A 13249-nucleotide genomic window follows, 5' to 3' on the forward strand; every position below is an offset into this window, starting at 1 on the left:
GCAACGCCGCCGACTGCACCCGCTTCAAGGACGTCATGGGCACCATCAAGGTCCGCCGGGCCGGGTCCGGACGGCCTAGAACCCGACCGGACCACATTCTGGGCGACAAGGGCTACAGCTTCCGCAAGATACGTCCCTACCTGCGCAAACGCGGGATTGGCCACACCATTCCCGAACGCCGCGACCAGCGGGCCAACCGATCCCGCAGAGGCCGCGCCGGAGGCAGACCGTGCGCCTTCGACAAGGAGCTCTACAAGAAGCGCAACGTCGTCGAACGCTGCTTCAACCGCCTGAAGCAGTACCGCGCGATCGCCACTCGCTATGACAAGACCCGCGAGTCCTACCAAGCAGCCGTCACCATCGCGTCCCTGATTCTCTGGCTCAAGCCCCTTTGAAGACACTGCCTAGGGGCGCCGGCCGTTGCCGTGCGGTTCGCGGGAGGCGCCGGGCACCTCCCTTCGACTTGCACGAGCATGCGGCCCGATCGAGCGACGGCGGTCCCTTGGCATCGCCCCCTCTCGCCGCCGGGCGGGTGGCCGCGCGGGGTCAGTCCGCGTAGTCGTTGCCCTGGAGGTGGAGCGAGCGCAGGGCCGCCTCCAGTGCGAAGCGGCGGTCCGGGTCCGTGATGCGGTCGCCCAGGTGGGCGTCGAGGTTGCGCAGACGGTAGCGGACCGTCTGCGCGTGGACGCCGAGCACCTCGCCGACCTGTTCGGCGGGGGCCCGCGTGGAGATGTGGACGCGCAACGTCTCGACCAGGCGCCCGCGCCGGGAGCCGGTCAGGCCGCCCAGAGGAGCCAGTTCGCGGGCTGCGATGTGGGTGACCAGTGCGGGGTCGGACAAGAGCCACAACGTTGTCATGTGGTCCTCGCAGTGCACCACCGGCTCGTCGGGGACGATTCCGTCGTCGATGAGCTGCAACACCTTCCTGGCCCACCGGATGGAGTCGGCGGCCTGCGGCGGTGGCACGGTCAGACCGATGACGGCCGGGGTGCCCGCCAGGGCAGATTCGAGCATCGCCAGGCGTTCGGGGGTGAGTGGCCCGGGGATCAGCAGGTGCGGCTGCGGGATCCCGAGGTCGGCGAGGACGTCCCGGTCGAGGCACGCCCGTACGTGGTCGGGGGCCGGAGCCCGTAACGCCACCAGCGTGCACTGGTCGGGGAGTTCCCAGGACGCCTGCTCGCACAGCTCGGTGATGGTCGTCAGGGGCAGGGGCGACCCGACGAGGATGAGGTGGAGCAGTTGCCTCCGTAACGCCGACACCTCGGAGGCCGCACGTGCCTGGACCTCCGCGTAGCCCTCGCGCGCGAGGGCCTCCAGCTCGTCGACGTAGGCGAAGAGCGCGTCCGCGAAGGCGAGGATCAGCGAGGGGGACATGTTGTACCGGCGGCCCATGGTCTTGGCCCGGCGCAGCGCGATGCGCGCGCCGAGCCGGTAGGCCCCCTGGAGGGTGTCGAGGTCGCGGCCCTCGTACGCCTCCACCCGGCCGAACTTGCGCAGCAGTTCGTCGCGCAGGACCGAGCTCGCGCCGGGATCGGCGACGCGCTCCACGAACGTGGCCAGTGCCTGTTCCACACCCTGGCGGATGGCGTCCGCGTTGGGCCCGTTGAGCAGGCGCGCGTACACCGGATAGACGCGTTGGACCTCGACGCGGATCTCCTTGATGAGGCCGGGGACCTCGGGCCTCATCAAGGCCGCGAACTCCCTCGGCAGCGGATCGAGCGGCTCACCGAGGTCCGGTGGTGGTGCGACTGAGGGCATGACCGACCCCTTGCTCTCCTGCGCGCCCCATGGGGGAGTGGTGTGGCAGTGCCCCGCCGACTGGGTCGCGCGGGGCACGATCGTCAGGTGTGTCACCAGTGTGATGTGCTGACGCTAAATCAACTGTGCTGTGCAGTACACCACTTGAACACGAGTTACGCAGGAGGGTGGGGTGGAGGTCGATGAGTCGGCCGGGAATCGCCCTTCGATGACCGTTACTTGACCGCCGAGTGCCAGTTCCGGGCGAGCTGCCGACCCGCGTCGGGGGCGATCGTGCCCGGGGCGTAGAGGCCGCCCAGGTAGGTCTGGGTGTTGTTGAGGGTGAGGCTGTTCTTGCCCGCCGCCGACGGCAGACCGGTCTTGAGGTTGACGGCCGCGTCGATCAATCCGAACAGTCCGAGACCGCAGCCACTGGCCCCGGGGACGGCGAAGGAGGTGTCGTTCTGGGTGGAGCCGAGCAGGTTGAGGCGGCTCATCTCGCCGTCCTCGTTGGGGCTGCCGTCACCGTTGAACCGTTCCACGGCGAACGACGGGTAGTCGAGGTTCTTCGGCTTCAGGACGATCGGGTTGTCCTTGGTGCCGATGTAGCAGTTGCTCCCCAGGAACGGATTCTCCAGGTGGATGCGGACCGGGATGTTCACGATGGTCTGGTCGGTGACGACGCCGGCGATCTGGTCGAAGTTCGAGGGGGTGCCCACCGACTCCAAGGTCGCGGTGATCTTGTTGAGCTTGCCGTCCGTGAGCTGCTTGCAGATGTTGGTGATGAACGGGATGTCGCTCGGACACATCAGTCCGAGGAGGCCGCCGGGCACGGCCGCGGAGTCGGCGATGATCGCCCCGGAGGTGGGCGCGACGACCGAGCTGGTGCCGTCGGAGTTCTGTACGACGCCCATCTGGAGGTTGCTGTTACCGGTGATGACCTTGGTGTTGCCGAGCTTGATGGACCCGCTCGCGGAGGAGGAGACGACGCACTGCGGTGCCTTGTCCAGACCGTCCGCCCCGAGCATCGTCGGCGAGTCGACGGGGCAGCGGGTGAACGGGGACCAAGCGCCGTTGAGGGCCGGAGTGGCGGCGGTCGCCGTGCCGAGGGAGGCGAACGCGCCGAAGGCGGTGAGCGCCGAAACGGTGGCGAGCCGGGTGCGTGCTGAGGCGAGTGGCATGGAGTGCCTTTCGACGACGGGGGAGGTGCAGGTCCGTGGTGCGGCGGTGCGGCGGTACGGGCATGCGGGGGTGCCGGGCGCGGGGTGCCGGGGTGCGCCGGGTGTCGGGGCGGTGGTGCGGGTCAGCGCTCCGGCGCGGGGACCACGTACGGCTGGCGGTCCTCGGTGCACTGGCCCTCGGTCGGTACCTCGACGCCCACCGCGCACGTCTGGCCCTGGATCTGCTTGACGTAGTTGCCGGGGCCCGAGATCGACGCGGTCAGCAGCCGGTCCAGGTCCTCGCCGCCCGCGCCGCAGCCCGTGAAGGCGGGGATGGTCACCTCGCCGGTCAGCGGTCCGCCGGAGGTCAGGACGTAACCGGTGGCGTCCGTTCCGTTGATGAGCTGCCCCTTCCCGAGCATCACCAGGTGCGGTCCCGGGTACGTGGCCGGATCGGGCTCGGGGGAGCTGAGCGGGGTCTCGGTGCGGCAGGACGGGCCGACGTCCAGGCGCGTGCCGTTGACCTCGACGTCCAGTACGCGCAGGACCAGCGGGGCGCGCACGTACGTCTCCGCGATGTTGTCGGGGAAGACGAGCAGGACGTCCGAAGCGACGGTCATGGGCCCCGCCTGTTCCAGGATCATGGTCGCCGTCGTCGGGGTGAAACCGAAGGTCAGGAAGGTGGACTTGAAGGGCGGGGTCTGTTTGCGGCCCTGGTAGTCGAGATAGGCGGCCGACTTCTGGAGCAGGTGGATGCTCCCGTCCGGCGGGAAGGCGATGTCCGGGTCACCCTGTTCGATCTGCACGCACGACACCGGGATCATCGAGGCACCGCCCAGTTTGCGGACGTTCGAGTAGCCGGTGATGTACGCGGTGAGGGACTTGTCGGTCGGGTCCTTCTTGATGCAGGGCGGCGCCTGCGGCCGGCCGGCCGACACCCCGGTGCGGGCGTCGCCGACCTTCGGCGCCTTGCCCCCTCCCGCCCCCTGCGCGGAAGTCCCCGGCGTCGGCGACCCCTTCGGGGCGCCGGGGACCGTGGGGGAGGCGGAGTTCGCGGGGGACGCGGAGCCCGTCGGCCGGCCGGACGCCGCATTCGACGGGGAGGACGAGCCACCCGGGGTCGGGGTGGAGGGGCCCGGGCCGATCGGCACGGTGGCCAACAGGCCGTGGCCGTCGGCGTCCTTCGCGAGGACGCAGTCGAGGGAGAGGGACGCGGGAGTGAGCGGCGCGCCGCCGGCGCCGCCGAGTGCGAGGTCGATGCCCAGGGTCGTGGCCGTGAGGGTGAGGTCGCCGTCGGCGCCCGCCGTCACGACCGGGGCGTCGCCGCTGGTGGTGAGGGTCAGCGGGCCTTCGGGGGGAACGACGACGGGCGGGGCGGCGCCGGTGCCCCGCCAGAGGGCCTGCGCCGTCGCCCCGTGCTGGGCGACGTCGAGGGACAGCCTGGTCTCGGGCACCACGGTGGTGGCCTTGAGGGCCCTCAGGTCGGCGACGGCCGCGGCGGGCAGCTCGACCGTGGTGGTGACCCCGGTGGGGCGGACGGGTTCACCGGCCGTGGCCCGGTCGGGGAAGGTGGCCGTAACCCGTACTGCGGCGCGTTGCGGACCCGACGGCAGGGCGCAGTCGTAGGGCAGCTTCGCGGTGATCTCCTGCGAGCCCACTGCGGCGACCGCCGATGGGATCAACGGGGCGAGCGCCACGAAGGCGGCGATCGCCGCACCGCGCGCACGGACGTGGCGCGTGCGCAGGGCGGGACGGTGGCCTCTCATCACTTGCTCCGCTCGGGGATCGACCGGGGCGCCGACGGCCGGAGCGGCCGGTCGGCGTGTCGGGTGGGCGTAGGCGCCGGTATCGGTGCCGTCGAGGGGCGACGGGGGCGCCGGGGGTCGGCGAACGCCCGGCCGGTCTCGCCGGTCGGGCGCACGGACCCGGGAGTGCCGGTGACACTCCCGCGCGACTTACGGGTTGGTGCCGACGATGGTCGGGATGACCGTGGTGCCGGTCTTCTTGACCAGGTAGGCGCCGGTGAAGATCGGCTTGGCGCCGACCGGGACGGCGCTGCCGCAGTTGGTCGACGAGACGACGGTGAGCTCACCGGAGGTGCTGGCGACCGCCAGCTTGCCCGTCGAGTTGGTGTAGGTGCTGGACGCCTTGCCCGTCACGCGGAAGACGCAGGCACCGACGGTGACCTTGGCGTCGACATTGCCGATGTAGCCCTTGGTGACGCCGGTCGCGGCGGTGTAGTCCTGGGCCACCACGGTCCACGGAACGGTCGCGACGGTGGTGACGTTGCCCAGGACGCTGGTGCAGGGCGAGCCGGAGGCGCCGAAGTTGATGGCGCTGATCGAGCCGACGGTGGCCGGGTTGCCGGTGGCGCTGGCCATCGAGCCGGAGGCGCCCGACGTCGTACACGTCATGGCGATGCCGTTGACGCTGAGGACGATGTTCCCGCTGTTCGTCGCCGTGTAGGTGGAGGGCGACGGGTTGACGGTCCACGTGGTGGACGGCACGGCCGAGGCCGGCCCCGCGGTCAGGGCGAAGGCGGCGGCAGCGGCGCCGGTGACGACGGCGAGGTTTCTGATGGTGGTCTTCATGACTCTGGGACTCTCCTTGGGGATTGACCGGCAGAGGTGGGCCGCGGCTGTGGGATGGGGAAACACAGACGGCCCGCGGCTCGGTTTTCCTCGGCCGCGACGCTGACGTTACTTGCGGGAAACTTGGCTGAACAATGGCGTAGTTCAAGATTCTTTGAGCAGCGTCGATTCACTGTTCGCAGGGTGAGCGGTCCCCGGCGCAGCCTTAGCCCCTGGGTGCGCAATGTCGATAATTTCGATCGATCGTCCATCGTGTTGCCGCATCGTGCCAAGGGTCGGGGCGTATGCATTTCGAGACGAGCGGAGAATTATCGCTCGCGTGACAAGTGGCGCCGCGCATATGTGGTCCGTGTGACAAGGGGTGCCCGGACGTGGGGGTTTCGCGAGAAACTCGGGCCCCGCTTATTGCCGCCAGATGTTACTGGGCCGTAGCGTTCCCGGTGCGCAGCTCGACACCTGGTTGGCGGCCCCCGACGGCAGGAGTTCCGGCGGACGACGGACGTCTCGGCCGGGCCTCCCACCGGGACGGACGTCTCTCGGTGGGGCTCCGCGGATCCGACCCACGGACCCGCGGGTCCGATTGTGTCTCCTCGGAGACAAGTGGTGCACCCGATTTTGTCCGCGCGGTGACAAATTCGGCGTCGCCTGGCCGAATTGATGTCCTGCCTATTGTCCCGGTGATCGTGAACGACCTAACGTGCGGCCCGCGACGCACACGCGGCACACGTCTGCTGGAGGTGGTATGGGAATCGAAATAGCCGTTGAGGGTCTGACCATGTCCTTCGGCAAACAGAACATCTGGCAGGACGTGACCCTGACGTTGCCCGCGGGGGAAGTGAGCGTCATGCTCGGTCCCTCCGGCACCGGGAAGACGGTGTTCCTCAAGTCGCTCATCGGACTGCTGAAACCGGAACGGGGACGCGTCCTCGTAGCCGGTGTCGACATGGTGAACAGTCCCGAGCGCGACATATACGAGGCCCGCAAACTCTTCGGCCTCATGTTCCAGGACGGCGCCCTCTTCGGGTCCATGTCCCTCTTCGACAACATCGCCTTCCCACTGCGCGAGCACACGCGGAAGAAGGAGTCCGAGATACGCCGGATCGTCATGGAGCGCATCGACGTCGTCGGGCTGATCGGCTCCGAGGGCAAGCTACCCGGCGAGATCAGCGGCGGCATGCGCAAGCGGGCGGGACTGGCCCGCGCTCTCGTGCTCGACCCGCAGATCGTGCTGTGCGACGAACCGGACTCCGGCCTCGACCCCGTCCGTACCGCGAACCTCTCGCAGCTGCTGATCGACCTCAACGCGCAGATCGACGCGACGATGCTCATCGTCACCCACAACCTCGACATCGCCGCGACCGTCCCCGACAACATGGGGATGCTCTTCCGGCGCAACCTCGTCACCTTCGGCCCGCGCGAAGTACTGCTCACCAGCGACGAGCCCGTCGTGGCACAGTTCCTCGCGGGCCGGCGCGAAGGCCCCATCGGAATGTCCGAGGAGAAGGACGAGGCCACGCTCGCCGCCGAGATCGCCGTGGCCGGCACCGCGCCCACCGCGCCCCGGGTCATCGTCCCACAACTGGAGCCCTCGCCCGGATTGCCTCCGCGCCAGGCGGCCCTCAGGCGCCGCGAGCGCGTCCTCGGCATGCTGGACACCCTGCCGCCCGCCGCCCGCGCCGCCATCGAGGACACGTACGCGCGCGGGGCGCAGGCGCCGACCCTGCGGCTTCCGACCGGCCGGAGCGGCTCGTGATCACGGGCGCGCTGCGGCAGACCGGCCGCCTCTTCGCCCTCGCGGCCGAGGTGGGCCGGTCCATCTTCAGACGGCCCTTCCAGTTCCGGGAGTTCGTCGAGCAGTTCTGGTTCATCGCCGGCATCACGATCCTGCCCGCCGCCCTTGTCTCCATCCCGTTCGGCGCGGTGATCGCCCTCCAGGTCGGCTCGCTCACCCAGCAGTTGGGCGCGCAGTCCTTCACCGGAGGAGCCAGCGTCCTCGCCGTCATCCAGCAGGCGAGCCCGCTCATCGTCGCCCTGCTCATCGCCGGCGCCGGCGGTTCCGCCATCTGCGCCGACCTCGGCTCCCGCAAGATCCGCGAGGAGCTCGACGCGATGGAAGTCATGGGCGTCTCGCCCGTCCAGCGCCTGGTCGTGCCGCGGGTGTTGGCAACGATGGGCGTGGCCGTGCTCCTCAACGGCCTGGTGTCCGTCGTCGGCACGCTCGGCGGCTACTTCTTCAACGTCATCCTCCAGGGCGGCACCCCGGGCGCCTACCTGTCCAGCTTCTCCGCCCTCGCCCAACTGCCCGACCTGTACATCAGCGAGTTCAAGGCCCTGGTCTTCGGGTTCATCGCGGGCATCGTCGCCGCCTACCGCGGTCTCAACCCGCGCGGCGGTCCCAAGGGGGTCGGCGACGCCGTCAACCAGTCCGTCGTCATCACGTTCATGCTGCTGTTCTTCGTGAACATGGTGTTGACGGGAATCTACCTGCAAATCGTCCCGCCGAAGGGAGGCTGAGGCGATGGCCTCCCCGTTCGTCTGGCTCGACCGGTCCGGCGACCAGCTCCTGTTCTACGTCAAGGCGCTGGCCTGGATCCCGCGCACGCTGCGCCGCTACCTCAAGGAGGTCCAACGGCTGCTCGCCGAGGTGGCCTTCGGTTCCGGCGGCCTCGGAGTGATCGGCGGCACCATCGGTGTGATGATCGCGATGACCCTGTTCACCGGCACCGTCGTCGGCCTCCAGGGTTACGCGGCCCTCGACCAGATCGGCACCGCCGCGTTCACGGGGTTCGTCTCCGCGTACTTCAACACCCGCGAGATCGCACCCCTGGTCGCCGGGCTCGCCCTCTCCGCGACCGTCGGCGCCGGCTTCACCGCCCAACTCGGCGCGATGCGGATCAACGAGGAGGTCGACGCCCTCGAAGGCATGGGCATCCGCTCCATCCCCTACCTGGTCACCACCCGCATCATCGCGGGCGTCGTCGCGATCATCCCGCTCTACGCGATCGGACTCCTCTCGTCCTACATCGCCTCGCGCTACGTGACCGTCCTGTTCAACGGCCAGTCCCCAGGCACGTACGACCACTACTTCAACCTGTTCCTGTCCCCGACGGACGTCGTGCTGTCCGTCCTCAAGGTCCTGATCTTCAGCGTGATGGTGATCCTCGCCCACTGCTACTACGGCTTCCGTGCCTCCGGCGGCCCCGCCGGCGTCGGCATCGCGGTGGGCCGGTCCGTGCGCAACGCCATCGTGGTCATCAGCGTCACCGACTTCTTCCTGTCGCTGGCCCTCTGGGGCGCGACCACGACCGTGAAGGTGGCGGGGTGAGATGAGCAGCCCACGGGGTGAAACCCTGCGCCGCCGGCTCGCCGGAGTCGTCTTCCTCCTGGTCCCCGCCCTCCTCGTCTGGCTGGCGATCGCCGTCTACGACGAACAGTTCACCAGCAGCGCCCCGATCACCGTCGAGACCGGCAGCGTCGGCAACGAGATGCACCCGGGCGCCGAGGTCAAACTGCGCGGCGTCGTCATCGGGGAGGTCCGCTCCATCGAAGCCACCGAGAGGGGAGCCCGACTCACCCTTGCCATGGATCCCGCCACCCTCGACGACGTCCCCTCCGACGTGCGGGCCCAGATGCTGCCGACGACCCTGTTCGGCGAACGGTTCGTGGCGCTCGTCCCGCCGCCGTCGCCTTCGGACAAGCCGATCGGCGCCGGTGACGTCATCCCCGAGGACCGCTCCGGCAACGCCGTGGAGCTCCAGCAGGTTCTGGACAACGTCCTGCCCATGCTCACCGCCGTCCAGCCGCAGAAGCTCTCCGCCACCCTGTCCGCCGTCTCCAAGGCGCTCGAAGGGCGCGGCGACAAGCTCGGCACCACGCTGGCCCAACTGGACGCCCACCTGAAGAAATTCAACCCCGAACTGCCCACGCTCAACCGGGACCTCCAGGAACTCGTGAAGGTCAGCAACCTGTACGCGGACGCGGCCCCGGACATCGTGACGGCCCTCACCGACTTCACCACCACCAGCGGCACGCTCGCCGAGAAGGAGAGCGAGCTGGCGGGCACCCTCGGTGCCACCACCCGCACCGCGCAGGACATGACCGCCTTTCTGCGCCAGAACAAGGACAACATCATCCGGCTCAGCGCCACCGGCAGGCCCACCCTGGAGCTGCTCGCCGAGTACTCCTCCTCGTTCCCCTGCACACTGCGCACCCTCGCCGAGTTCGTGCCCGCCATGGACAAGGCGCTCGGCAAGGGCACCGACCAGCCCGGGCTGCACGTCAACGTGGTCACCGTGCCCTCGCGCGGCGCGTACGTACCCGGCCGCGACACCCCCTCCTACACCGCGGGCGGCGGACCGCACTGCTATCCCGTGCCCTACCTCGGCGTCCCAGTCGCACCCGCCGCCCGCGCCACGGCGGCGGCCGAGCAGAACCTCGGGCCCGCCAACTCACCCCAGGAGAACGACCTCCTGAACGAACTGCTCGCCCCGGCCACCGGCAAGACCCCCGGCGACCTGCCCGACTGGAGCAGCCTGCTGGCGGGCCCCGCGTACCGCGGAGCGGAGGTGGTCCTCAAGTGACGAACGACCACGCCCACACCCGACGGCGTCCCCTGACCGGCCCGCTGGTCAAGTCCTTGATCTTCGTCCTTGTCACTGCGCTCGCCACGACCGTGCTCGCGCTCAGCATCGCCAACACCGGAGTGGGCTCCGGCACCCGCTCGTACAAGGCGCTGTTCACCGACGTCACCGGGCTCATCGGCGGTGACAGCGTCCGGATCTCGGGCGTGAAGGTCGGGGAGGTGACCGACGTCCGCGTCGTCGACCGGCGTACCGCCCAGGTCACCTTCCGCATCCGCGAGGACCGCCCGCTCCCCGGCTCGGTCACCGCCGGGGTGAAGTACCTCAACATGGTCGGGCAACGCTACGTGGCCCTCGACCGGGGCAGCGGCGACGTGAGCGGCACCCTGCGGCCCGGCTCCACGATCCCCCTCGACCGCACGACGCCCGCGCTCGACATGACGCTGCTCTTCAACGGGTTCAAGCCGCTCTTCGAGGGCCTGTCGCCGAGCGACGTCAACGAACTCTCGGAATCACTCGTCCAAGTGCTCCAAGGCGAGGGCGGCACCGTGGACAGCCTCATGCGCCACATCGGTTCACTCACCCAGACCGTCGCCGCCAAGGACAAGTTGATCGGCCAAGTGGTCGGCAACCTCACCACCGTCCTGGACACGATCAACACGCGCGAGGCCGCCTTCGACGACCTCGTCGTCACCCTCCAGAAGCTCGTCACCGGCTTCAACGACGACCGCGAACCGCTCGGCGAGGCCGTCCAGGCGATGGGCGACCTCACCACCGTGACCGCCGGGCTCCTCCAAGAAGGGCGCGCCCCCCTGAAGCAGACCATCGGTGAACTGGGCCGCCTCTCGAACACCCTCGGCGACCACACTCCGCAGATCGAGGACTTCCTCAACCGCACCCCGGGCAAGATGACCGCCCTGGCCCGGCTGTCCTCGTACGGATCGTGGTTCAACCTCTACCTCTGCGAGGCCCGCGTGAGCGGCGTGAGCACCTCCGACGGCTCCACGCCGCCGACCGGAATCGTCGTCACCGAATCGAGGTGCCGAGGATGAGCCGCCCGCCCAGGTTCACCCCCGTCAAGGACCGCGACCCCGTCGCGGTGGCGGCCGTGGGACTCGTCGTGCTGGCCCTGCTCGCCGTCCTCGCCTACAACGTGGACCGCCTTCCGTTCACCGGCGCGGGCACCACCTACAGCGCCGACTTCACCGAGGCCGCCGGCCTCGACACCGGCGACGAGGTGCGCATCGCCGGGGTCAAGGTCGGCTCGGTCACCGGGGTCGCCCTCGACGGGCCCAAGGTGAAGGTGACGTTCGGCGTCGGGGACGCCTGGGTCGGCGACCGCTCCACCGCCGCCATCGCCATCAAGACCCTGCTCGGCGACAAGTACCTGGCCCTGGACCCGCTGGGCGCCGGACGCCAGGACCCGGGCAGCCGCATCCCGCTGGCGCGCACCACCTCCCCGTACGACGTGACCCAGGCGTTCCAGGACCTGAGCGGGACCGTCGACGCCATCGACACCAAAAAGCTCGCCGAGAGCTTCCAGACGATCTCCGACACCTTCAAGAACTCCCCGCCGAACGTGCGCAGCGCCGCCACCGGCCTGTCCGAACTGTCCAAGTCCGTCTCCAGCCGCGACGCCCAACTGGCGCAACTCCTCAAGGGGAGCGCGACGTTCACCAAGACGCTGGAGGGCAAGAATTCGAGCTTCGAGACCCTCATCGAGGACGGCGGTTCGCTGCTCGGCGAACTGAAGGACCGGCGCGACGCGATCCGGGCCCTGCTCAAGGGCAGCCGGGACCTGGGAACGCAGCTCAGCGGGATCGTCGACGACAACGACCGCCAACTCGGTCCCACCCTCAAGGCCCTCGGCCGGGTCACCGAGGTCCTGGAGAAGAACAGCGGCCAGCTCGACAAGACCCTCGCCCTCGTCGGCCCCTACTACCGGCTCGTCGGCAACAGCCTCGGTAGTGGCCACTGGTTCGACAGCTACCTGTGCGGGGTCGTGCCCCGGAACTATGTGCCCGAGGCGTCGCAGCCCAAGACCGGATGCCGGCCGCCGCAGCAGACGCAGGCGGCGGCGGCGAAGGGGAGTGGTGAATGATGACCAAACCGAGAACATCCCTGGTCCTCGGACTCGCCGTCGTGGTGCTGGCGGCCTGCGGGCTCGTCGCCGTCCGCGCCCTCGGCTCCGACGGCATCCGTGTCACCGCCTACTTCGACCGCGCCGTGGGCGTCTACGCCGGATCCGACCTGAGGATCCTCGGGGTACGCGTCGGCGAGGTCGAGTCCGTGGAACCCGAGGGCACCCGGGTCCGCGTCCGTCTCCACGTCGATGACGGGGTCCGCGTCGCGGCCGACGCGCGGGCCGTCATCGTCGCCCCAAGCATCGTGGCGGACCGGTACGTCCAACTCACCCCGGCGTACGCCGGTTCGGGCCCCGCCCTCGCCCACAATGCCCGCCTCGGCGCCTCCCGCAACCGCACTCCCGTGGAGATCGACCAGCTGTACGCCTCGATCACCGACCTCGGCAAGGCCCTCGGACCCGACGGCGCCAACGCGACCGGTGCGCTGTCCGGCCTGCTCGACACCGGCGCCGAGAACCTCAAGGACAACGGTGACGCGATCGGCACGTCCATCCGGGAGTTCGGCAAGGCGGCCAAGACCCTGGACGGCAGCAGCGAGGACCTGTTCGCCACCCTGGGGCAGCTCCAGACGTTCACGACCATGCTCAAGGACAAGGACGGCGACGTCCGCACCGCCCAGGAACGCCTCGACGACGTGGTGAGCTTCTTCGCCGACAACAAGGACGACCTCGCGGGCGCCCTCGCCGAACTGGGCAAGGCCCTCGCGCAGGTCAAGACCTTCATCCAGGACCATCGGGGCGAGCTGAAGCAGAACGTCGACCGGCTGGTCCCGCTCACCCAGACCCTCGTCGATCAGCGGGCCTCCCTCGCCGAGGCCCTCGACGTGGCCCCGCTCGCCGCGGCCAACGTGGTGGGCGCGTACAACGAGAACACCCGCACCCTCGACGGCCGGGCCAACCTCAACGAGATCAGCATGGGCGGACCATTGCTCCCGCTGCCCGTGGCCGGCGGCTCCGCGGCCACCACCGCGAAGGGGGACCGGTGAAGCGCCGCAACCCCTTCGCCGGCAAAGCCGCCGGGCCCCGGATCGGCGGGAT

General features: G+C 69.6%; 12 protein-coding genes. 8 read left to right on the forward strand and 4 right to left on the reverse strand.

The genetic code is table 11. The annotated features are described in order from the left end of the window. Positions 1-395 (forward strand): transposase (locus ACIOD1_RS29240; protein WP_401905644.1); only part of this gene is annotated, 395 nt, incomplete at its 5' end. Positions 396-546: 151 nt separating this feature from the next. Here the strand turns inward: ACIOD1_RS29240 and ACIOD1_RS29245 are convergent. The 4 genes from ACIOD1_RS29245 to ACIOD1_RS29260 form a co-directional block, all read right to left on the reverse strand. Beyond that, complete coding sequence (locus ACIOD1_RS29245; protein ID WP_365625752.1) at positions 547-1758, reverse strand: helix-turn-helix domain-containing protein; 1212 nt, start codon at positions 1756-1758, stop codon at positions 547-549. 215 nt (positions 1759-1973) lie between these two features. Further along, complete coding sequence (locus ACIOD1_RS29250; RefSeq protein WP_365625749.1) at positions 1974-2918, reverse strand: hypothetical protein; 945 nt, start codon at positions 2916-2918, stop codon at positions 1974-1976. 122 nt (positions 2919-3040) lie between these two features. Next, positions 3041-4663, reverse strand: a complete 1623-nt coding sequence (locus ACIOD1_RS29255; RefSeq protein ID WP_401905646.1) for a DUF6801 domain-containing protein — start codon at positions 4661-4663, stop codon at positions 3041-3043. A 189-nt stretch (positions 4664-4852) separates the two neighbouring features. Continuing rightward, positions 4853-5488 (reverse strand): hypothetical protein, encoded by a 636-nt coding sequence (locus ACIOD1_RS29260; RefSeq protein ID WP_365625743.1) that lies wholly within the window; start codon positions 5486-5488, stop codon positions 4853-4855. Positions 5489-6230: 742 nt separating this feature from the next. Here ACIOD1_RS29260 and ACIOD1_RS29265 point away from each other — a divergent pair. From ACIOD1_RS29265 to ACIOD1_RS29295, 7 genes are read left to right on the forward strand one after another with little or no spacing between them, the layout of a single operon-like run. Next, on the forward strand, positions 6231-7241 hold the full coding sequence (locus ACIOD1_RS29265; protein ID WP_365625740.1) for an ATP-binding cassette domain-containing protein: 1011 nt from the start codon (positions 6231-6233) through the stop codon (positions 7239-7241). Beyond that, positions 7238-8002 (forward strand): ABC transporter permease, encoded by a 765-nt coding sequence (locus tag ACIOD1_RS29270; RefSeq protein ID WP_365625737.1) that lies wholly within the window; start codon positions 7238-7240, stop codon positions 8000-8002. The genes ACIOD1_RS29265 and ACIOD1_RS29270 overlap by 4 nt, the downstream gene beginning before the upstream one ends. Before the next feature lie 4 nt (positions 8003-8006). Further along, positions 8007-8813 carry an MlaE family ABC transporter permease gene (locus tag ACIOD1_RS29275; RefSeq protein WP_401905651.1) on the forward strand — a complete coding sequence of 269 codons (807 nt, stop codon included), beginning with the start codon at positions 8007-8009 and terminating at the stop codon, positions 8811-8813. Position 8814: 1 nt separating this feature from the next. Next, positions 8815-10068, forward strand: coding sequence for an MCE family protein (locus ACIOD1_RS29280; RefSeq protein ID WP_401905653.1), 1254 nt, complete (start codon positions 8815-8817; stop codon positions 10066-10068). Next, positions 10065-11120 (forward strand): MCE family protein, encoded by a 1056-nt coding sequence (locus tag ACIOD1_RS29285; RefSeq protein ID WP_401905655.1) that lies wholly within the window; start codon positions 10065-10067, stop codon positions 11118-11120. Before ACIOD1_RS29280 ends, ACIOD1_RS29285 begins: the two co-directional genes overlap by 4 nt. Next, complete coding sequence (locus ACIOD1_RS29290; RefSeq protein ID WP_401905657.1) at positions 11117-12169, forward strand: MCE family protein; 1053 nt, start codon at positions 11117-11119, stop codon at positions 12167-12169. The genes ACIOD1_RS29285 and ACIOD1_RS29290 overlap by 4 nt, the downstream gene beginning before the upstream one ends. Then, the gene (locus tag ACIOD1_RS29295; RefSeq protein WP_401905815.1) at positions 12169-13197 is read left to right on the forward strand and encodes an MCE family protein; all 1029 of its coding nucleotides are present in this window, start codon (positions 12169-12171) and stop codon (positions 13195-13197) included. Before ACIOD1_RS29290 ends, ACIOD1_RS29295 begins: the two co-directional genes overlap by 1 nt. Positions 13198-13249 lie beyond the last annotated feature (52 nt).

Origin of the sequence: Streptomyces sp. NPDC088097, assembly GCF_044741845.1 — a bacterium.
Classification (GTDB): Bacteria; Actinomycetota; Actinomycetes; order Streptomycetales; family Streptomycetaceae; genus Streptomyces.

Coding starts and splice junctions, on each gene's coding strand:
- ACIOD1_RS29260 (WP_365625743.1), bottom strand. CDS start 5,488: ATGAAGACCACCATCAGAAACCTCGCCGTCGTCACCGGCGCCGCTGCC.
- ACIOD1_RS29250 (WP_365625749.1), bottom strand. CDS start 2,918: ATGCCACTCGCCTCAGCACGCACCCGGCTCGCCACCGTTTCGGCGCTC.
- ACIOD1_RS29245 (WP_365625752.1), bottom strand. CDS start 1,758: ATGCCCTCAGTCGCACCACCACCGGACCTCGGTGAGCCGCTCGATCCG.
- ACIOD1_RS29265 (WP_365625740.1), top strand. CDS start 6,231: ATGGGAATCGAAATAGCCGTTGAGGGTCTGACCATGTCCTTCGGCAAA.
- ACIOD1_RS29255 (WP_401905646.1), bottom strand. CDS start 4,663: ATGAGAGGCCACCGTCCCGCCCTGCGCACGCGCCACGTCCGTGCGCGC.
- ACIOD1_RS29280 (WP_401905653.1), top strand. CDS start 8,815: ATGAGCAGCCCACGGGGTGAAACCCTGCGCCGCCGGCTCGCCGGAGTC.
- ACIOD1_RS29275 (WP_401905651.1), top strand. CDS start 8,007: ATGGCCTCCCCGTTCGTCTGGCTCGACCGGTCCGGCGACCAGCTCCTG.
- ACIOD1_RS29295 (WP_401905815.1), top strand. CDS start 12,169: ATGACCAAACCGAGAACATCCCTGGTCCTCGGACTCGCCGTCGTGGTG.
- ACIOD1_RS29290 (WP_401905657.1), top strand. CDS start 11,117: ATGAGCCGCCCGCCCAGGTTCACCCCCGTCAAGGACCGCGACCCCGTC.